The organism is Jannaschia marina (assembly GCF_013404595.1).
Classification (GTDB): domain Bacteria; phylum Pseudomonadota; class Alphaproteobacteria; order Rhodobacterales; family Rhodobacteraceae; genus Jannaschia; species Jannaschia marina.
The window spans coordinates 1-20193 of record NZ_JABVAX010000010.1 but is presented as its reverse complement, the minus strand read 5'-3'; the positions used below and the strand labels follow the sequence as shown (position 1 = coordinate 20193).

Annotated in this window: 17 protein-coding genes and 4 pseudogenes; 6 read left to right on the top strand and 15 right to left on the bottom strand. The window is 63.5% G+C overall.

The genetic code is table 11. From position 1 onward, the window contains the following. Positions 1–3 precede the first annotated feature (3 nt). The 3 genes from HSX43_RS14840 to HSX43_RS14830 all read right to left on the bottom strand — a co-directional run bounded on the left by HSX43_RS14840 (position 4) and on the right by HSX43_RS14830 (position 2074). Positions 4–858 carry a hypothetical protein gene (locus HSX43_RS14840; protein ID WP_179380918.1) on the bottom strand — a complete coding sequence of 285 codons (855 nt, stop codon included), beginning with the start codon at positions 856–858 and terminating at the stop codon, positions 4–6. Between the two features lie 115 nt (positions 859–973). Then, positions 974–1549, bottom strand: a complete 576-nt coding sequence (locus HSX43_RS14835; protein WP_179380917.1) for a TetR/AcrR family transcriptional regulator — start codon at positions 1547–1549, stop codon at positions 974–976. Positions 1550–1795: 246 nt separating this feature from the next. Further along, on the bottom strand, positions 1796–2074 hold the full coding sequence (locus tag HSX43_RS14830; RefSeq protein WP_179380916.1) for an integrase core domain-containing protein: 279 nt from the start codon (positions 2072–2074) through the stop codon (positions 1796–1798). A gap of 262 nt (positions 2075–2336) precedes the next feature. Here HSX43_RS14830 and HSX43_RS14825 point away from each other — a divergent pair, with 262 nt between their 5' ends. Next, the gene (locus HSX43_RS14825) at positions 2337–2648 is read left to right on the top strand and encodes a hypothetical protein (RefSeq protein ID WP_179380915.1); all 312 of its coding nucleotides are present in this window, start codon (positions 2337–2339) and stop codon (positions 2646–2648) included. Positions 2649–2886: 238 nt separating this feature from the next. Here the strand turns inward: HSX43_RS14825 and HSX43_RS19855 are convergent, their stop codons facing one another. From HSX43_RS19855 to HSX43_RS14810, 5 genes and pseudogenes are all read right to left on the bottom strand, one after another. Beyond that, complete coding sequence (locus HSX43_RS19855) at positions 2887–3018, bottom strand: hypothetical protein (protein ID WP_268884075.1); 132 nt, start codon at positions 3016–3018, stop codon at positions 2887–2889. Further along, positions 3005–3358 (bottom strand): annotated as a pseudogene (locus HSX43_RS19850) (BCCT family transporter). The gene HSX43_RS19855 and the pseudogene HSX43_RS19850 overlap by 14 nt, the downstream one beginning before the upstream one ends. An 11-nt stretch (positions 3359–3369) precedes the next feature. Then, positions 3370–4539: a BCCT family transporter gene (locus tag HSX43_RS14820; protein ID WP_328795417.1), complete on the bottom strand. Its 1170-nt coding sequence runs from the start codon at positions 4537–4539 to the stop codon at positions 3370–3372. Further along, the gene (locus HSX43_RS14815) at positions 4536–4673 is read right to left on the bottom strand and encodes a hypothetical protein (RefSeq protein WP_179380914.1); all 138 of its coding nucleotides are present in this window, start codon (positions 4671–4673) and stop codon (positions 4536–4538) included. The genes HSX43_RS14820 and HSX43_RS14815 overlap by 4 nt, the downstream gene beginning before the upstream one ends. Before the next feature lie 96 nt (positions 4674–4769). Then, positions 4770–5699 carry an amino acid kinase family protein gene (locus tag HSX43_RS14810; protein WP_179380913.1) on the bottom strand — a complete coding sequence of 310 codons (930 nt, stop codon included), beginning with the start codon at positions 5697–5699 and terminating at the stop codon, positions 4770–4772. 537 nt (positions 5700–6236) lie between these two features. Here HSX43_RS14810 and HSX43_RS14805 point away from each other — a divergent pair. Genes HSX43_RS14805 through HSX43_RS19840 form a run of 3 tightly spaced genes read left to right on the top strand, consistent with a single transcriptional unit; the run spans position 6237 to position 9063 of the window. After that, positions 6237–7841: a tetratricopeptide repeat protein gene (locus HSX43_RS14805; RefSeq protein ID WP_179380912.1), complete on the top strand. Its 1605-nt coding sequence runs from the start codon at positions 6237–6239 to the stop codon at positions 7839–7841. Positions 7842–7861: 20 nt separating this feature from the next. Next, positions 7862–8515: a sodium/glutamate symporter gene (locus HSX43_RS19845; RefSeq protein ID WP_268884074.1), complete on the top strand. Its 654-nt coding sequence runs from the start codon at positions 7862–7864 to the stop codon at positions 8513–8515. Then, a complete protein-coding gene (locus HSX43_RS19840; RefSeq protein ID WP_268884073.1) occupies positions 8515–9063 on the top strand; it encodes a sodium/glutamate symporter in 549 nt (182 codons plus the stop codon). The genes HSX43_RS19845 and HSX43_RS19840 overlap by 1 nt, the downstream gene beginning before the upstream one ends. On the opposite strand, the gene HSX43_RS14795 is transcribed toward HSX43_RS19840, so the two are convergent. The 3 genes and pseudogenes from HSX43_RS14795 to HSX43_RS14785 form a co-directional block, all read right to left on the bottom strand. Continuing rightward, positions 9058–10284 (bottom strand): alpha/beta hydrolase, encoded by a 1227-nt coding sequence (locus tag HSX43_RS14795; protein WP_179380911.1) that lies wholly within the window; start codon positions 10282–10284, stop codon positions 9058–9060. The two genes, HSX43_RS19840 and HSX43_RS14795, sit on opposite strands and share 6 nt — an antisense overlap. Beyond that, a pseudogene (locus HSX43_RS19680) lies at positions 10281–13264 on the bottom strand (efflux RND transporter permease subunit). Before HSX43_RS19680 ends, HSX43_RS14795 begins: the two are co-directional and overlap by 4 nt. A 4-nt stretch (positions 13265–13268) precedes the next feature. Further along, positions 13269–14441, bottom strand: coding sequence for an efflux RND transporter periplasmic adaptor subunit (locus HSX43_RS14785; protein ID WP_179380910.1), 1173 nt, complete (start codon positions 14439–14441; stop codon positions 13269–13271). Between the two features lie 112 nt (positions 14442–14553). Between HSX43_RS14785 and HSX43_RS14780 the strand changes: the two genes are divergently transcribed. Further along, complete coding sequence (locus HSX43_RS14780; RefSeq protein ID WP_179380909.1) at positions 14554–15033, top strand: potassium channel family protein; 480 nt, start codon at positions 14554–14556, stop codon at positions 15031–15033. Between the two features lie 118 nt (positions 15034–15151). Here the strand turns inward: HSX43_RS14780 and HSX43_RS14775 are convergent, their stop codons facing one another. The 3 genes and pseudogenes from HSX43_RS14775 to HSX43_RS14765 form a co-directional block, all read right to left on the bottom strand. Then, on the bottom strand, positions 15152–15442 hold the full coding sequence (locus HSX43_RS14775) for a hypothetical protein (RefSeq protein ID WP_179380908.1): 291 nt from the start codon (positions 15440–15442) through the stop codon (positions 15152–15154). A 336-nt stretch (positions 15443–15778) separates the two neighbouring features. Beyond that, positions 15779–17034, bottom strand: a pseudogene (locus tag HSX43_RS14770) (IS3 family transposase). A gap of 146 nt (positions 17035–17180) precedes the next feature. Continuing rightward, a pseudogene (locus HSX43_RS14765) lies at positions 17181–18419 on the bottom strand (IS3 family transposase). A 524-nt stretch (positions 18420–18943) separates the two neighbouring features. On the opposite strand from HSX43_RS14765, the gene HSX43_RS14760 reads away from it, so the two are divergent. Further along, positions 18944–19420 carry a GNAT family N-acetyltransferase gene (locus tag HSX43_RS14760; RefSeq protein WP_179380907.1) on the top strand — a complete coding sequence of 159 codons (477 nt, stop codon included), beginning with the start codon at positions 18944–18946 and terminating at the stop codon, positions 19418–19420. Positions 19421–19705: 285 nt separating this feature from the next. On the opposite strand, the gene HSX43_RS14755 is transcribed toward HSX43_RS14760, so the two are convergent. Further along, the coding region (locus tag HSX43_RS14755) for a calcium-binding protein (protein WP_407929385.1) at positions 19706–20193 on the bottom strand (488 nt) is incomplete at its 5' end.

Here is a 20193-nt window from a genome sequence, read left to right as displayed (position 1 = left end):
CGCCTAGCCGTCCTTCGGGCGGAACGGCTCCAGCACCTCGACGTCGACCGTCTTGATGCGGGCGAAGCGCTCGGTCACGTCGTTCTCGACGGTCCAGTCATGCTTCGTACGCGCCAGCAGCTCGGTGCCGTCGGGCGCGATGCCGAACCAGTCGAATTCCATCGAGACCGCATAGGTGTTCTCGCCCGTCTCCTCGACCGAGAAGTTCTCGATCTCGTGCGTGCTCGCCTCCACCTGAGATCCCGGGCCCGCGAGCCATGCGGCGAAGCCCTCGAAATCGGTGATCGCGCCCGAGGAGAAGTTCAGTGAGATACCCTCGGCAAAAAGCTCGCGCATCGGCTCTGGATCACGCGACGGATCCTCGATCAGGGCAAGGTAGTAGTGCACGAGGCTCTTCATCCGGTTCTCGGTATAGGCGTCGTCAAAACCCTCGACCGTGCTCTCGCTATTCTGGTCGATCTTGACCTCCGACAAAAGCGGCAGGACGCCCTCGCCGGGGACGAGGTCCACCGTGTACGTCAGATCCGCCGCGCGAACCGCGCCATCCTCCAGAAGGCCCTGATTCTGGTAGGTGATCTCGGCGGTCAGCCGCATCGTGTCGTCGTCGTTGTGCGTGATCTCGGTCGACCTAACGTGGTGGGCGTTCTTCCAACTGGCAGGCAGCTGGGTTACCCGCGCCTGATATTCGGCGTGCCCGTTGGCTGTGCCGAGACCGGAGGTGACCGTGACGTCCTCGGTCAGGATATCGAGCGAATTGCCGACGCCGCCTTCGGGGCGTTCGTAGAACTGATACCAGCGATGGTACTGGGCCAGGGCAGCGTGTTCTTCAAAGCCGCGGCGGATTTCATCTTGCGTCATGTCTGCGAGTCCCTGTGTCGCGGATCCGACGAGAAGCGCAGTCGAAAAGATAAGGGTTGAAACGCGCATACAGGGCCTCTTGTCGAATATAATGAACCATTGCTCATTATATAGGTCACGAGGCGATGGCACACCAGCACAATTGGAAGATTTCCTCGGCATGAGCTGACTCCGGCGGCTCTCCGCGCAATGCGGTCGACCGTCCGAGATACAAAGCCGATGCGGCCAGGAGCGTGACGATGGCCTGGGGGTCGCCCGACCGCAGAACACCATCTGCAACGGCCTCACTGACGACTGTCCTCGTCTCCGAAGCCATTTCCCGGATCCTTTCTCGATCCGAATCCGTCAGGATGGTGTCGTTAACTACCATTTCAGAGAACAAGAAGGATTGCGGCGCGTCCACCGCGTAGCGGAGCACCGCGAACCACATCGCGCGGATCCGGTCCTCGTGCGTGTTCGCCCCGGAGGCTGCCTGCATCATCACATCGTGCAAATCGGTCTTGTTGGCGAGATAGACAGCGCGCAGGAGTTGCTCCTTGTTCTCGTAGTAGCGATAGACGGTCCCGACGGCGAGACCGGCTCGCGCGGCGATCGCATTGACGGAAGCCGCGGACGAGCCGCGCTCGACCACCTCCGCGACCGTCGCACGCCGAATGTCCCCCAGCTTGTCACCTGTCTTGCGTTTACCCAAATTCACACTCCTGCACCCTTGGAGAGCGAGGCTAGACGATTCAACAGGATATCGCGAGAGCTCGGTCCCGGCATGGGGTAGGCTTGGACCGGTACGCTATTTGATGCTGGGATCCTGGGGCGTGATACCGCCATCGATCCTGAGGTCCGTTCTCTCTCTCTCTCTCTCGAATTGAGGTGGAGTGCGTTGCGCGGTGCTCCGCGCCCTTTCTGTGGAGCGCCCGGGCCGAGAGTTTTCGGTTTCTGGTCACGACGGCGGGCTGGGTGATCCGTCGGGAGTGTGGATGTCCGCCGGGACGTTGTCCCCGATGGCGCTGTGAGGTCGGACCTCGTTGTGGTCCCCACGCCGAATCTCCAGCTGTTCGTGGCTGTCGGCAAGGCTCATGAACCAGTGCGCGGTCGGGCACTCGGCTCGGAGCTTCGAGTTGAACGCCTCCCCTTTTGGGACATCGCTGCGCGATGCCCTGCCGGGCAGCGGATCCCGGCCTTGCGGCAGGCCTCTGCCACAGGCGGTCCCGCCTCCCACTGCTTCGGTACGAACGCCTGTCTCGCGCCTCCGTGAACCTCGATGCCTTCATCGGCGTCGCTCCTCTTCCCGGCCCCGCAAAAAACCCAGCCGAAAACTCCAGCGTCAAACAGTCCGGTCGCAGAGGGCAGGGCAACCGGAGGGGACGGAGAGAATGAAGAGATCCTGTTTTTTACGAAAAGCAGATCATCGCGCTCTTGAAGCAGCGGGAAAGCGGGATCGTGAAGTCTGATGTCTGCAGGGAACATGGGAACATGGGAACATGCTCGGTGACGTTCTAAAAATGGAAAGCGGAGTTCGACGGGCTCGATGTTTCGGATGCCCGGCGTCGCGCCCACCGCAGGAGGTGCGGCTCGCGGCCGAGGTCAACTACGTCAAAAGCGCGCTCGCCGGGGATCGCGCCGCGCAGATCGCGCACAAGCTCGACGCGGCAATGCTGCGCGATCGTCTCTACCGCGAGGCCGGGTTGAGCCTCGGCGACCTGTCCAGATATATCGGCGTAATGCCCAACTACGTGTTGCAGACCTTGAACGAACGGCTCGGCTTGTCCTTCTTCGACCATCTGAACCCTTGACGCATCGACGAAGTCATCAATCTCGTGGACAGGGGCGATGACCTCCGCAGTTGCCCGGGCGTGGACCCAGGAGGAGGCCGGTGGGGAACAGCGCGTCGTGTCCGGCGAGTGAAAAGACCTCGATTCAATTGATCTGCGTCAGATCGAAAGGCGTGGTGTCGTCCTCCGCGAGGCTGGACGCGATGGATGGGCGCAGGTACGGCCAGCGCAATCACCAACACTGCCGCACAGACCGGTCTCAGTCGTCTTCGGTCCATCTCTCCTCTTCCGTTCGGTCTGGAACGCGACGGACGGACAGCCAGACCATCGCGCCGATGAAGGCGAAGGTCGCAAGATTCAGGATCGTGTCGACGGCGTCACCGGTGAGCATGGCGCGCCTCCGTCTCCTGCCTCAGAGCCCGAACGAGGCAGACGCATAGAAGAACCAATACGAATACGAAGGGCAGTGCACCGAGCGCGATCAGCGTGCGCACCGCCTCGATGGATCCCAACAGGATCATCGCCGCGCCGAGCAGTCCCAATAGTCCGCCCTAGAGCAGGCGGATGCGCGGAGATGGGTTTGGGTCGCCGCCGACCGAGAAGGTGCCCAGAACGAATGCTGCCGAGACGACCGAGGTGACAATGAAGAGAAAGGCCGCCAGCAGGGTCGCGAGCGTAGTGATCGTTGTCAGCGGCAGCCGCTCCAGCAGGGCGAAGGTGACGCGCTCCACGTCGGTGCCCGTTACCTCCAGCAGATCACCGGTACCCGCATCGCATCGAAAAAGCCGATTCCGCCGAAGGCACCGAACCACAGGACCGAGAAGAGCGTCGGACCGACCAGCACGCCCAGCACGAATTCCCGGATCGTACGACCGCGCGAGATACGGGCGACGAAGACACCGACGAAGGGCCCCCAGGCGATCCACCAGACCATGTAGGTCAGCGCCCAGTCGCCGAACCAGCGCGTGACCTCTCCGGGAAAGAAGCCGAGCGTCTGGAAACCGCGCGGGATCAGCGCGCCGAGATAATCGCCGAAGCTGCTGATGATGGCGTTCATCAGAAACTGCGTCGGCCCCAACACGACCGTGAAGGCCACGAGCCCGAGGGCGATGGCCATGGCCATGGCCATGGCCATGGCGAGGTTCGACAGACGCGCCATCCCCGCGCCAAGGTCCACGAGCAACGGAGGAAGGTAGGCTGCGACCATCGCGGCGAAGACGGCCGCCACCAGCCAGCCAGCCGCACCGTCCCCGCCCATCATCACGTCGACACCGCCCGCGACCTGGAAGACACCCATCGCTATGGAGCCGCCGACCCCGATGGCGATGGCGACGATGGACATGAAGTCCGACAGCCACGAAACGATCAGCGCCCAGGTTTCGCCCGGGAAGAGGTACTCCACGGGTGCGCCGACCAGCATCGGCGTGCCGCGCCGGAACGAGAAGTAGGCGATACAGAGTGCAGTCGCACCGTAGACGGCCCAGGCATGGAAACCCCAGTGGAAGTTGGTCGCGACCAGCGCCTGCCCCGCCGCCACGGGTGGATCCATGAACTCGGCGGCGAAGGCGTAGTGCGTCAGCGGCTCGGCCACCGCCCAGAACAGAAGGCCCACGCCCATGCCGGCGGCGAAGAGCATCGCGATCCAGGAGGCGGTCGAGAACTCCGGCCGGTCGTCGTCGGCACCGAGCCGGATTACGCCCCAGGGCGAGACAGCGAGACCTGCGCAAAGGAACAACGTGCCCGAGACCGAGAGCATGACGAACCAGCCCCGGCTGACGAAGTACTGGTCGACGATCCGCGAGGTGATCGCGACGATCCCCTCGGGATCGAGCACACCCCAGAGCCCGACGATGGCAATGACGGCGAGTGAGGCGGCGAGCAGCGTCTTCTGGCGGAGCGGGATATAGGTCACGTGGCAGGCTCCTGGGCGACGGCGCGGGCGAAAATCCTCTCTTCGCCGGCGAGCATGGCAAGGACGCGTGCCGGGTCGTTCCCGATCTCTCCCGCGTTCGCCTTGCGGTCAAGCGCGAGGTAGAGCCAGCCCATGCCTTCAGCACCCCCGCGCGGATCGGGGCCGCGTTCTCGCCGATAGTGTGCCTCGCAGAGCGGCCGGTGTCCCGGAAGGCGGGCCGCACGCAAGCCTCACCGACCCTCGCCCTTGCGCCGCTCGTGGCTCGTGACGCCGTCGACGTAAGGAGAGATCGTTGTGCCCTTTTCACCCGCGATGATGCCCACGATCTCCGAGAGACGGCCGATCGCGGCCGCATTTCCCGTACTCTCTGCGAAGCGGCAGGCGGCGGTGACCTTCGTGCCGATTGTGTCGCCAGCGAAGTCGGCCGCGTCGAGCATGTCGGGCGAGGCGAGGCGGATGGCGCGGCGCTTCGGGCCGTCCCAGTCCTGGTAGACGGCGTCCGTGTCCGTCGCCATCACGAACAGGTCGGCCTCCAGGTCGCGAGCGAGGAGTTCCCAGACCAGGTCCTCTTCGACGACCGCCTCCACACTGCGGAGCCTGCCGTTGCCGTCGCGACTGACCGGGAGCCCACTATTATGGCAGATGACGACGGTTCCCTTGTCGATCAGCCAGTGAATCGGTCGGCTCTGGAGAATGCGATGGGGTGCCGCTACGGGTACTACGCGTCGCCACTGGTCCCCGTCTTTACTTATGCGCCAGTTGTGTCTGGCGGCGAAGCTGTCGGCTTCCGCCTTGGAATAGGATGGCCCGGTCATGCGCATCGCTGCCTGCCTATCGTTCAGCTCCGTCTCCACGGTGATCGCGACCGAAGTTACCTCCCGCTCGGGCAGGATCGCCCCGGCGAGCTGCCGCTCGATCACGCGTTCGACGTCCTGGTTGCGGCTCTGTCCCGGCACGGCAGCCCGCGCCTGCGCCGAGGCGTTTGCGGGCGGCTGCATGTCGGTGAGGCTGACTCCGACGCAGAGGATCAGCTCGTGCTCACGCACGATCTTCGAGATACTCGCGAGCGAGGATTGCAGGGATGTCTCCACCGCGTCCTCATGCGATCCCGACAGGTTAGGGATAAGGGAGGTCCGACCCAGGGCGATGACGATCCTCATGCGTCAGCCATTGGTGCTGCATGTCGTGCCTGGGTCGCCCCTTCTCGACCGGGCGGTCCCCGAAGACGCGCGCTGTCTTGAGGTGACGGGCTGGCGGCGGATGGCGGCCGTCGCGAGGAGGGGTGAGGCGTAGCGAGGAAGCACCGGATGGGGCATCGGGCGGGGACCTACTCCAGGGTAGCTTTGGGTTTCCGCGATCCGAACACGTGTTTCGCATGTCTTCAGAAAGCGTCCGTTCGCAAGGAAACCCTATGCGAGAGGGCGGGGAGCGGAATGATTTAACCGTGAATTATCAGGGCGTAAATCCAATGGCCTCGCACCGGTCCCAGCTACCGGGACCGTCCATCTGTAGCCGACAAATATTTAAAAAAACAATAAAGAGAAACGCCCTCTATTTCGCTAAACGCGAGACAATGCGGCGCTCCGCCGCGTCCGGCGCAAAATGGAACGGACGTCGGAGCAACCGGCCTGATAGCTAAATTATATGCCATGCGTTAGTTCTCGCAACATTCCTAAACGGATGAAGGGGACGATCCCTTGGAGAATAAGGACGCGATCCTCGAGCAGTTGCAACGAATTATCGGTAGCCGCACGTTCCGTCAGGCCAAACGCCTCTGTGCGCTCTTACAGTATTCGGTCGAAGAGACTTTGGCGGGAAGGGCCAATGCTATCACCGCTCCGATCGTCGCGCTGGAGATTTTCTCGCGCGACGGCACGATCGATGCCCGCAGCGAAGGTCTCGTCCGCGTCCAAGCGCGCCAGCTTCGCATGAAGCTCTCGAGCTACTACGAAGGCGAGGGGCGTGACGACTCGATCCGCATTACGATCCCGCAGGGCGGTTACTCCGCGATCTTCGAGACGATGCGCGCCGAGCCTGCCTCCACGCTGAGACAAGCGGCGGAAATCGACGGGATCGATATCGGCGTCGCGCGCATCGTCGGTGCCGTCGGTGACATTGAGACGGAGCTGGCGCTGCAAGCCACTCAGCAGCATGTCATCACGCATCTGTCGCGCAGCGCCGACCTTCGCGCCCTGTGGCTCGACAACGATGGCGCTCCGCCTCTCGACGGGCCGACGCCCCGCGCCGACCTTGTCCTCACTGGCCGCTACCTGAAGGAGGGCAAGACGCCCTCGCTGACCATGAACCTCTTTTGCGGACGCCGCCACGACCTTATCTGGTCGCAACGCTTCGAGCAGGAGCATCGCGGCACCTCGGACGAGGAGTGGCTGCGCGATGTGGCCATGCGGACGGCTGTGGAGATCGGGGCCCCTTCCAGCCCGGTGATCCCTCACCGTCTACGCCGGTGGCGCGAGCTGGATGTAAAGGTGCACCCCGTCACAGACGCCCTGCTCCGGATGCGGCTCTACAATCAGGATCCCACCGCCGAAGGTCATTTGCTGCTGCGCACCGATTTCGAGGCGATCCTGCAAAAGGGTGACCGACGACCCGAGGTCCTGGCCGCCCTCTCGCAGCTTTACCGCGACGAGGCGCGCTTCACCTTCAATCGGGAGGGGACCAGGGCGGAATCCACCGAGAAGGCGGAGGACTTCGCGACAGAGGCTATCCGGGCAGACCGCTATTCGGCAGACGCATGGTATGTTGCCTATCAGGCAGCCTATGAGGGTACCGACTTCCGACGTGCCAGGGCGGCGATGGAACGCGTGTTGGCGCTCGATCCGCTCCATACGGACGCCGTTGCCGACAATGGTTCGATGCTTTGGACGCTAGGCGACACGAAGGCAGGCCTCACAGAGGTGGATCGCGCAATCGGACTCAGGCGTCACGCCCCTGGCTGGTACTGGCTGACGCATGTTCACGAAGCGATCCGTACCCGGGATCCGGAGAAGGCCGAAACGCTGATCGCCAAGATGGAGCTTCCGCATTTCTTCTGGATGGTCTTGCTTCGAATGGTTGCCGCAGGGCTTTCAGGGGACTTCGACAAAAGGGATGCGTTGCGCAAGAAACTCGCGCGCGAGCAGTCGGAGCTCTTGGGCCAGGTCGATGCCGGGGGGACGGGCATGCCCTTCCCGAAGGACTTCCTCGCTGCGCTCCGGGACGGCGCGACCCGTACCGAAGAGACCGATGGCGGCTCGGCGGCTGTCACGACGCTCGCCCAGAAGGCCCGCGCGCCCAAGCGCTGAGCCGACCGCTTCGAAAACCCATGGACGTCACGATCCCCGCCTTCATCTCAGCCACGCTCGGGCTGATCGTCTTCTTCTTGGGAGCGTTCTTGACGCGCCGTGTGGCCTTCCTTCGCGACTACAACATCCCCGAACCGGTCTCCGGCGGCATCGCAGTCGCCGTGCTGACCTCGATCTGGTTCGCGATCACGGGCGGACAGATCGCCTTCGACCTGGAGGTGCGGGATTACCTGCTGGTGCTGTTCTTCGCGACCATCGGACTCAACGCCCGCATCGCGGACTTACTGCGCGGTGGGCGGCTCCTGCTGATCCTGCTCGCACTGACAGTGGCCTTCGTCGTACTCCAGGACGTGGTCGGCCTGATCGGCGTGCGGCTCTTCGGTCTGCCCGACGCGGTCGGCGTACTGCTGGGATCGGCCGCGCTTATCGGCGGGCACGGCACCGCCATCGCCTGGGGCCCGCAGGTGCAGGAGGCGACGGGCTTCGCCGCAGCTGCCGAGGTGGGCATCGCGACCGCGACGCTGGGCCTCGTCGTCGCGGCCCTGATCGGCGGGCCCATCGCCAAGGCGCTGATCGACCGCAACGGGCTGCACGGCGACGCCGCGGCGGATCCGGTCGTGGGGCTCAGCTACACGACGACCCGGCCCACAAGGTCGTGGACCATGTCGGCCTGATGCGCGCGCTGCTCGTCGCCCATGTCGCGATCCTGCTTGGCTGGTTCGCGCATGGTGCCATCGCCGCGGCCGGGCTGCGCCTGCCGCTCTTCGTGCCCTGCCTGCTGGTCGGCATCGTCATGTCGAATACGATTCCCGCGCTGATGCCGCGCATCGCCTGGCCCACCGGAAGCCGCTCGCTCGCCGCGGTCTCCGATCTTGCACTGTCGATCTTCCTCGCCATGTCGCTGATGTCGATGCAGCTCTGGACCCTGTCGGAGCTGGGGCTGACGCTTCTCGTTGTGCTCGGACTGCAGGTTGTGATGGCCGTCGCGTTCATCCTGCTGGTGGTTTTCCGCGCGGTAGGCCGGGGCTACCTCGCTGCCGTCCTCTCGGCCGGTTTCGCAGGCTTCGCGCTCGGTGCGACGCCAACAGCCATTGCCAATATGACTGCAGTGACCAAGCGCTATGGCCCTGCCCCACTCGCATTCATCGTCTTGCCGCTGGTCTCGGTCTTCTTCGTCGACCTCGTGAACGCGGTCGTCATTCAGCTCTTCGTTTCGCTATAGTGCGGGCGCAGCCCTGGCCCGCAGCTGCGCAGCATAGTCCTCCGGAAAGCTCCAACGAACAACGGTACCCTGCACCCGCACGAGGCCACGCTCTGCAGGACCGAGGCCCAGCGTGACGGCGGCGAGGATGTCGCTCGATACCCAGGGCGAGCCGCGCAGGTAGCCGTGCCCATTCGCGAAATTCGATCGCTCTGCATCCGTCACGTCGATCAGGTGAACGTTGTCGAAGCTGCCGATGAAGCGCTGGACATAGGGCGGCAACGGTCCACGTGTCGTCTGTCCCAAGCGGTTGCGTTCCCCGAAAACGATGTTCGAGATGCGCAACGCGCAGTCGCGGCCGGATGCGTAGATCGTCAGATCGTCCACAACACGGTCGATACCGTCGATGAGGTAGCCACCCACGCGGATCGGGTCCGCGTCCGAACCGATCAGCATGACTTGGCCTAGCCTCAGTTCCTGCGCTATCTGGGCGCGAGTAGAGTTCCGGTGCTCCAACGCAAAGACACCTATGGCCTCCGAAACCATGCGCGTGCCGGCAGAATGGGCGATAATATGAATGCGGCGGGCGGCCGTCTCGTCAGCCAGAAAGCGCAGGAATCGGCGGAACTGGAAGGCGGAGTTGGTCGAGTCCTCGGTGTCTTGAAAGTATGTCAGTAAGCCAGTGTTGGCGGGCCAGGCATAGGCCACGAAGAGGTTGCGATACCCAGAAACGTGCTGAAGCTCAGCGGCAGCGAGTACAGGATTGGCGAAGTCGGCTCTCGTCCCGTGCACGTAGATCACAATGTCCTCGCCTGATCGCTCGGCCAGTTGCCGGTCCAGGCGAGCCGCAAAGACGCGATCAATCTCGGGGCCGGCATTCGCGAAGAGCTGAGGATCGGCGGCCGGTTGGCGAGACGCGGTGAGCGGGCCGACCTCGGCCACATCGCCGATGGCCACGATCGGTTCGGCCGCCGGGCCGTCGGTGCGCGGCCCGATCGCGACCTCGGCAAAGCCCGCGCGCAGAATTGTGGAAGGGACGTCCACGTACGCACGCTCTATCCCTGATCCGCCAGGCTCGCGCTGCGTGGCGTAGGGCACGGCGCGGTCGACGGGTGTCGCAGTCACAATGTTTCCGTCCTCGAAGAGGACCGGCGGCTCCATCAGCGGCACGCTTGAAATCCCGCTGGGCGGCGCGCAGCCCGCCAGCAGGACGAACGCCGCGAAGATTCGAAGCGGGGTCATTCCGCCGGCACGGGTTCCGGCCCGGCCGCGCCGCCACGTTCGTCCCGGCCAATCCGGAAGAAAATCGCATAGAGCACCGGGACGACGATCAGCGTCAGGATCGTCGCGAAGCTGAGTCCGCAAATGATGACAATGGCCAGCGACTTGAAGAACGGATCCCAGAGCAGAGGAACCACGCCCAGCACCGTCGTCAGCACACCCAGCGAAACGGGTCGCACGCGACTGACCGCGGCGTCCGTCACAGCCGCCATACGCGGCTTCCCGTCCGCGATCTGCGTGTCGGTCTCGTCTATCAGAACAATGGCGTTCTTGATGAGCATTCCGGTCAACGACAGGATTCCAAGGATCGCCATGAACTCCAGCGGCGTCTGGCTGAAGGCGAGGCCATAGATCACCCCGATCAGCGCCAGCGGCACGGTCAACCAGATGATGAGCGGCTGCCGCCAGGCGTTGAAGAGGAAGATCACGACCAGCACCATCGCTCCGAAGCCGAGCGGCATCGTCGCGGCGAGGCCGGCATTTGCCTCCTGCGAGTTTCCGTACTCTCCCTTCCATTCGAGCGAATAGCCGGGGGGCAGCGGCAGAGCCTCAACCGGCCCGCGGATCGCTTCGAAGAGGTCGCCCGACAGCACGCTCGGCGCGGGATCCGCCTGCGCGGTGATCGCCAGCTGCCGGTCGATGCGGCGCAGGACGCCGGCCTCGAAGACCACGTCGAAGCGGTCTACGACCTGTCCGATAGGGACGTAACCGCCCGCCACCTGGCTGAAGACCTGGATGTCACGCAGCTCGCCCACGTTGTCGCGCGCGCTCTCGACCGGGCGCATCACGATGTCCAGAAGCGCGTCGCCCTCACGGTAGACGCCAAGGTTCGCACCCGAGAGGTGGCAGTAGAGCGCCTGTGTAATCTCCCCCTGCGTCAGCCCCAAGCGACGCGCGGTAGCCGTGTCGATTACGGGCCGAATGACACGGATCTGCTCGCGCCAGTCGTCCTTGATGGCAACCGCACCCGCCTCGGCGTAGATCGCCTTGGTTCGCTCCGACAAGTCGCGCAGTACCGCAGGGTCGGGGCCGAAGAACCGCGCTTCGATCCGCGCGCCTCCGCCCGGGCCGAGCACGAAGCGCCAGACCTTGGAGCCCGATTGCGGGTAGTTCTCGGCGAGGTGGTCGCCCAGAATCTCGCGCAGGTCCGCGATCTGGTGCCAATCCTCGACGTCCACCAGGATCTGGCCATAGCCCGACGTCGCGTCCTCGAAGTTATAAACGAGCATGAAGCGCTGATGGCCCCCGCCGACCACGGCGTTTGTTCCCGTGACGCCGGGCAGATCGCGGGCAAACTCCCCGATCTCCAGCAGGTCCCGCGTCGTGGCGTCGATGTCGGTGCCTTCGGGCAGGAAGTAGTCGATCACGAACTGCACCCGGGTTGAGGCCGGAAAAAGCCGGGCGGGACCTGGGAGAACATCGCGACCGCCGACAGGAGCAGCGCGACGACCAATCCGACGGTGATCCATCGCACCCGGATCGCGAGCGCGAGCAGCTTGCGGTAGCCCCGCAGGATGATGTTCTCGCCCTTGGGCCTGGCGTTCGGGTCGGGCTTGAGCAACAGCGTACAGAAGTAGGGCGTCAGCCAGACCGCCACCAGCCAGGAGAACAGGAGAACAGGAGAACAGGAGAACAGGAGCGAAATTGCAATGGTCCAGAACAGGCTGGAGGCGTATTCGCCCGTGTTGTCGGGCGAGAACCCGATGGGCGAGAAGGCCAGGATGCCGACGATCGTGCCGCCGAGTAGCGGCCATTTCGTCTGCTCCACGATGGCGCGGGAGGCGGAAGCTGCGCTCTCGCCCTTCTGAACGCGCACCAGCGCGCCTTCCACGACGACGATGGCATTGTCGACCAGCATTCCGAGCGCGATTATCAGCGCGCCCAGCGAGATGCGCTGCATGTCGAGTCCGTAGAGGTACATCCCGAACAGCGTGCCCGCCACGGTTACGAGCAGGATGCCCCCCATCAGAATGCCGGAGCGCAGTCCCATGAAGACGAGCAGCGTGCCGATGACGATGGCGAGCGCCATGATCACGTTGACCACGAAGTTGTCGACCGACGCCTTCACCGTTACCGACTGGTCCGAGATCGGCATCACGTCGATGCCAAGCGGGCGGTCAGGCTCCAGTTCCGCCAGGCCACGCGAGACCTCCGCCACGTCGCCCAAGCGAAAGGACGTGCCCGACGACGGGTCCGAGATCAAGAGGTCTTCGAGCGCCTCGACCGAGGTCAGCCCGCCAGTCGGTCGAATCTCCATCCGCAACTCGCCCGCAACGACGGCACCGCCCGGGATCACGAAGTTCTGACCCTCCAACAGCTGCGCGATCTGACCGGGTGTCAGCCCCAGCTCCACAAGGCGCGAGGGGACGTATTCGACGTAGACGACCTCGTCCTGCACGCCCGACAGAACAACCTTGGAAACTCCATCGACCGTGACCAGCTCACGCTGGAGATCCTGTGCATAGTCGTGCAACTCTGGAAGCGACCACCCTTCGCCGGTCACGGCATAGTAGAGCGCATAAACGTCTCCGAAATCGTCATAGACCTGGCTTTCCAGCGCGTTGGGCGGCAACCGCCCCTGCGCGTCCGAGACCTTCGCCCGCATCTGTGCGAACCTCTGGTAGAGCTCGTCGTAACCGGGTGTCGACTGGATTGTAAACTTCACTGTCACTGTCGAAAGGCCCGGCTGAGAAACGGATTTTACCTCATCCACGCCCTGCAATTATTGGAGCGCGTCCTCTATGACCTCTGCCACCTCCTCGGCGACCTCCTCGGCGGTGGCGCCGGGATAGGGTGTGACGATCTGCGCCTGCCGGATGATGAACTCCGGATCCTCGAAGCGCGGCAGAAGCGTATAGGCGACATAGCCCGCCACCAGGATGAGGATCGTTGCGACGGCCGAGATCAGCCGCTTTTCGATGGCGAAGCGCGCAAGGTCCATGGGCTCAGCCCTCCGGCAGTGGACGGATGGTCATGCCTTCGACAATCCGGCCGACGCCTGCCGCGACGACCTGCTCGCCCTCCTCCAAGCCGTCCGTCACGACGACGTGCGCGCCGTCGGCATCCCCCAGCTCAATGACCCGGCGGTTCAGCGCGCCGTCCTCGCCCAACAGCCAGACGAAGGCCGACCCGTCTGGTGACGCAGCCACCGCCGTCAGCGGCACGATCAGGCGGACGGCCTCGGTCGGTGCCTCCGAGACGACCTCGGCCGTCATGCCCGGTAGGATGAAGGCATCCTCTGGTGCGGGCACTGCCGCGCGCCCGCGATAGGTTCGTGTGCCCTCGTCGGCCTGGACCGAGAACTCCACGAACTCCGCGTCGAAGGCGCGGTCGGGGATCGCGTCGAAGGTCGCCATGGTCTCGATGACCTCCGTGCCCATGCGGGTGAGTGACGTCACGTCCGGCCCCGGGATATCGAAGGCGAGGTGGACGGGATCGAGCGCTTGCAGTAGCGCGATGGGCTGTCCGGGGTTCACGTTGTCGAAGGGCTCGACGTCGCGGCGCGCGATGATGCCCGCGAAGGGCGCACGGAGCGTCGCGTCCTCCAGGTTATCGCGTGACGCCTGGAGCTGTGTCTTCAGCCCGTCGATGGCGGCTTCGGAAGCAGCGATCTCCTCTGGCCGCCCACCGGTCTGGCCAATGCGGAGCTGCTCCTGCTGCGTTCGGAGCTGCGCCTCGGCGACGCGGAACTCGGACTCGGCCTGCTCCAGTTGCGCGTTCGCGACGACGCCACGCTCGCGGAGCTGTCGCGTCCGATCGACGTTCTCCCGCGCCGCGTCGAACTGCGCCTGCGCCGCCTCCACACCGGCTTCCAGCGCGGCGATCTCCTCGGGACGCGCGCCGGCCCGCAGCGCGTCGAGCTGCGCCGCCGCCTGGGCGATTTGGCTCTCGGTCTGGGCGATCTCGGTCTCGAAGTCGCGGGGGTCCAGTACGGCGATGACGTCGCCTTCCCCGACCAATATGGCACCGCGGATCGGTAACTCGACGATACGCCCCCCAACGCGGAAAGAGAGCGCCGCTTCGCGCGACGGCAAGACCGTCGCCGGGTAGGCCCGCCGCACGGTCGCTTCCGTCGCATCGACAGTCGCGACCTTGGCAGGCCGCGGTGTCTCGCTCACTTCCTGCGCGAGGACGGTGTGCCCGACGAGAGGAGTGTGACGATAAGGACGGGTTGCATGAACCAGCCCGTTGCCGCGACAAGGGCGCACGGCACAAAGGAGGAGACGCAGGATGGCATTGTTGGAGCAGACTTCGATTGGGACGTTCTTGCTCGCGGCCTGCGTTCTGGTCCATGTCGGTGGGGTTGCATCATGCGCCTACCTTCTGCGCGGCCTCGGCCGTCGCCTCGCGCATGCGGAGCGGTCCGTACTCAGCCTCGTTGCGATCCTGACGGCCGGGACGTTCGTCCTGCTGGCCGCGCATGGCGTTCAGATCTGGATCTGGGCCGCCGTGATATTTTCGCTCGACATCGTCGCAACCTGGGAGGCGGCGGGATACTTCGCGGCCGTCAGCTACACGACGCTGGGCTACGGAGACATCACGGCAGGTCCGGCGTATCGTGTCCTCGTCACATTCTCCGCCATGACCGGCCTCTTCACCTTTGGGCTGTCGACCGCTGTCCTTTTGGCGATTGTCCTCCGCACCATGCCATCCATCCTGGATGACGGCCGCACCGCCGAGCCCGAGCGTGCAGCGCAAGCACCTGAATAGAAGGTGCGAGCCGGGACGTTCACAAGGAAGGCCTCAACCCGCAGGATCGATCCAACGACGTCGGAGAGAAACGGCCCCGGTTCTGAAGCGCCTCGGGGCCGAGCCGTTCGTCTCGCGATCAGTTCTTGAAGATGACGACGCGCGTCGCGACACCCAGCTCTTCGATGAATACCGGGACAACAGTCGTCGAGCCGGATTCGAGGTTCGCAGCGTCGGCTGAGCGCTCGCAGACGACGCGCTCGAAGCCACGGGTTCCGCCGGCCTGCGCCTTGCCCTGGATCGCGACGGCGGCCGACATAGCGATCACGTATCCACCATCGGGGCACGAGACCTGTGTCGTGTTGGCGAATGCGGGTGCGCCGGTAATCATCGCGAGAGCGGCAGCAGCCGCAGAAATTTTCAGAGTCATAACTCACTCTCCTTGAGCATTGTCCGATGTCCTTTGCGGCATCGCCATCAGTAGGAACGACAAAGCAGGTGGAGTAAACGAAGCAGGGGTGAATGGCCGTGAAGCACGTGTGATTCAGAAAGCACGGCCGCAAGAGGCGAATCCCGTCCGGCACAGCATCGACGCTTCGAACATGACGTCCAGATAGCGACAAGACAGTTCACTCCAAGGCCTGGGGTCTCGATTTACTGGTTGGGCCGCCGTGTTCCTGCCGACGATGGACTGACAGAATAATGAATATTCCAATCGGGTACGTCTAACCGGAACTTCGTTAGTGGATTTGACCTTCCCCCGCGGTTAGGGCCGGTTTGATCTGGAATTTTCCGGTTGGGTTTGAGTGTTGAGCGGCAGCGTGGAGACCGCAAGAGTCTCAAGCGCTGGCGGGGTGGTTTTCATCAGGAACTCCGTTGGGGACAGGTATCCGAGCGCCGAATGAGGGCGCTTGGTGTTGTAGGGATTGCGCCATCGTCCGATTTCCTCGCGCGCATGTCGTAGGGATCGGACCCACCAGTGAAGGTTCAGGCACTCGTCCCGGAACTTGCCGTTGAAACTCTCCACGAAGGCGTTCTGCACCCACTGCCCGGCAGCGTATGCTTGCATGCGCGAGAGGGGGCTTGCCTGGCTCGATGAACCGCAGGCGCACACCGGTCCGCCCGGACCAATCGAACATGGCTTTGCTGGTGCCTTCGGGTCCGTTGTCCATTGCCCGACAGGGTATCGCGAAGCAATATCCCGAGAGGGAAGGATGATCTCCTCGGGGAGGTCCATGCGAAGGGCCAGACCATCGAGGAACCGTGCCACGCGTGCCCCAGAGATCGACACATCGATAATCTGACCGGGACAGAACCGGCTGTGGTCGTCGACGATGTTGAGCACACGGAACCTTCGATAATCAGCGAGCTGGTCGCTGACGAAGTCCAGGGACCATCTTTGCATGGGCCGCTCAGGCACTTGCGGCGCAACACGGTCACGCCTTGGCAGTTTACGGCGCTTCTTGGTCCGAACCTGCAAACCATGCTCGGTGTAGAGACGATACGTGCGCTTGTGGTTCACAACGAGACCTTCCCGGCGCAGCATCGCGTGCAGGCGCGGATAGCCATATCGCTGGTTCTCAGACGCCAACTCTTTCATGCGCTTGATCGCTGCCGCGTCATCCTTTGGCATGGGCTGATACTGCTGCACCGACCGCGCCAACCCAACGATCCGGCACGCGCGCCGCTCGCTGAACCCTCGCTCGGCCATCAGAAAGCCCCTCTCGGCAGATTGCTGCGCAATCGCCTGCCGGGCAGTGCACAGCTCGTCGCTTCGCCATGGGCTTACCAATGTTTTTGCAGCAGATCCTTCATCGCGGACATGTCGAGCATCTGGTCCGCGACGATCCGCTTCAGCTTGGCGTTCTCCGCTTCCAAGGCCCTCAGACGCTTGGCGTCGCCAGCCTCCATGCCATCGTACTTCTTGCGCCAACTGTAGAAGCTCGCCGAGCTGATGCCGTGACGCCGACAAACGTCGTCCGTCTTCGCGCCTGCCTCGCTCTCCTTCAGCACGCCGATGATCCTGTTTCAATGGGCTTACGCGGCCCCACTGGGGCCACGGTCCCATTCCAACTCTGTGAAACGCTTCCGCTTCATGGGTCTTCCTCCTTCGTCCATTCAAAGGTGGAAAATTCCAGTTCGCAATGGCCCGGAGACCGGGGGGAAGGTCAGATTGCCCGCGGTTTTACCGGACAGCCTGACTTTTGCTGAGCGCTGGTCTGAACTCGTCGGGCGAGCGCGGAATGTGGATGGAGGGTGTTGCAGTCGTCGATCCACGCGGGGACGAGCCCGAGCACCGTGGCGGCGTCGGGCAGAGGGGTGACGCGGACGTAGTCGCGTTTGAGGGTTTTGACGCAGGCCTCGCTCATGCCGTTGCTCTCCGGTGACCGGACGGGCGTGAAGCAGGGAACGCGGCCGAGCTGGCGGGCGAAGTCGCGCGTCTCGCCGGCGGTTTAGCACGAGCTGTTGTCGCTGAGGTGCTCGACGGGGTGCGGGGCGCGATCCGTATCGAAGCGCTTCTCGACGGCGGCGAGCATCATATCGCGCACCTTCGGGCCGGAGATACCCGCGCCCGTGACGGCGACGTGCGCGATCACCGCGCGGTCGAAGGCATCGATGATGAAGGCGATGCGGACCTTCTCGCCGTTCCAGCAGGTGATCTCGCGGGCGTCGGAACACCAGCGCAGGTTCGAGGCCATGACGGCGACCCTGCCGTCGTGGACGCGGCCCTCCCGGCGGCCCGTGGACTGCTCCGGCGTCAGGCCGTGCAGGTTGAGAATGCGCAGCACTCGCTTGCGATTGACCGGCTCCAGCTTCAAAGCCCGGCGCTCGCGGTTCAGGAGCGCCGTAATTCGCCGGCAGCCGTAGGCCGGACGTTGGTCGACGAGGTGGCGCAGGACGGGAAGCAGCTCGTCGTCCTCGGCCTTGCGGTAGCGCCCTCGCGGCTTCGACGCGCTCACAGACCTGGCATGAAGCTGCGAACGGCTCACGCCGATCGCCTCGGCCACGGCCTTCATCGGAAACCGTCTTTCGGCGGCGACGGCGGCGGCCATGTCCGTTTTTTTTGCCCCTGCCTTATCGAGCGCCTCGCGCAGGATCTCCGCCTCCATGGTCTTGCGGCCGAGCATCCGCTCGAGCTGGCGCACGCGCTCCTCGAGCTTGCGGACCTCGGAGGCCCCGACCACCGGCTCGTTCTTCTCGACCGCCATGGCACCTCCTTCGGCCATCAGACACCGCCAGCGGAACAGCAGGTCCGGAGCGACGCCGTTACGCCGGGCGACGGCGGAGACGGACTTGCCGGGCACCAGGCTCTCCTCCACGATGCGCAGCTTCTCATGCGCAGGCCGATAGCGGCGGCCGGCGACGCTGGTGATCACCTCTACGCAGGGTCGATCTTCGTCGGGCATGAGAATGTCCCTGAGCACAGGCTCGGGCCTTCCATGGTTATGCCAGGCTGCCCGGTCAAAATGGGGGCAGTTCATGGTGACGGTTGGGTGACCTTTTTGACAGCGCGGTTCTGTCGCTTTGTGTATAGCCGTCGGCATCGCATTCGGCGCGCAAAGTGCACCCGCGCCTCGATTGTGACTGGTGAACGCTCTGTTTGAAGCTCTAAGCATCTCAATGGATGGGCCGCTACTGTAGGTCTGCGATGCTCTTCCGCCAGATCTGTTGTGTCACCAGGACGCCGGAAATGCATGGTCCTGGGGCCATTCTCGTTCTTTTGGTTTGGATGAATAAGGCGCGCCTTTGGTGACGGAAACCGTCTCAAAATGCCGAGTGAATGTACGCGCCGATTGGCGCGGACATAGAGCATGGACCCGAACGGTTGAGGTTGTGAGCGGTGGGCCTTAAGCGGTGGTCGCAACACAGAATTTCAGCGGAAATCCAGACTCAGGAAGAGTCCCGAAGTCTCAAGTAATGGAGAAAGCTCATGACACTTCCAACACAAGAAACGTCTATTTTGGTGCGAGCTTATGAACGCTCTGACTGGTCAAGTCTGTGCGACATCCATGATCGCACGAGGATGGATGAACTAGAGTTGACCGTGGGGGTCGCCGCTTTTCTTTCGTTGGCAGAGACATACGAAGATGAGGGCCTTTTTGACGGTTGTCTGATGGTAGCCAAAATTGAGGAAAGTGTCGTTGGTTTTGTAGCCTTCGATAGTGATGAGGTGACTTGGCTTTACGTCGATCCTGATCACTATCGCAATGGGATCGGCCGGACATTGCTGCAAAATGCGATAGCCTGCGCAAGTGGGAATCCGATGATTGAATTGCTGGATGGAAACATCCCCGCGCAAAACTTGTATAGATCAGAGGGATTTGAGATTGTTGAATATCGAGACGGAAGACTCGTCGGAAATGAAGCCTTTGCAGCACGTGGGCTTGTATTGAATCTGAAACAATAGCATGGGTGGTCTCGTTAACCTTGGCGAGAGTAGTTTTTCAAATGAGGATTATCCCTTTCATGTGGCCAATCCAATGTCACAGATAATTATAGTCACCTTGAACTAATCGGACTTAGATCTAGTGCTGTAAGTCCGCTTTGGGGAGACTGCATCGCAGCATTTAACTTCAACGTGAGCGGCAGCTAAGGGCCATTCCGCCCACAATTATTTAGCATAACTATACTACCAGTATTATCCTTCATCTGGCCCGCTGAGGATCTTTGGGCCGCCGCGCGAAGGTCCGCGTCAAAACACGAAGTCGTCCGCGTCCAGCTGACCGGAGGCTATTCCCTCCAGGACGATCCCGCCGAGCGTATTGTCCTGTTGGCCGCTCGCGTTCTCGAACCGGATCAGCGTCGAGGAGCCGCCGTCGGTGGACAGAAGACGCAGCGCGTGGAAGCCGCTCGCAGCGTGGCCGCCGAGGTCGATGAGGTCTTCGGTCCGGTCGAAGTCGGTGATCCTGTCCAACCCCTGGGACGTGCCGAAGAGGAATACGTCGGCTCCCTGGCCGCCGGTCAAGCGGTCGTCGCCGAAGCCGCCGTCGATGCGGTCCGCCCCCTCGCCGCCGTCGATCGTGTCGTCGCCGCCCCCGCCGAACAGCCGATCCTCGTCATCTCCTCCACCGAGGATGTCGTCACCGAAATTGCCGGCGATCGTATCGTCACCGTTCCGGCCCTGAAGGGTGTCCCTTCCGTCGTCGCCGAGGATCATGTCCGCGCCGTCGCCCCCGGAGG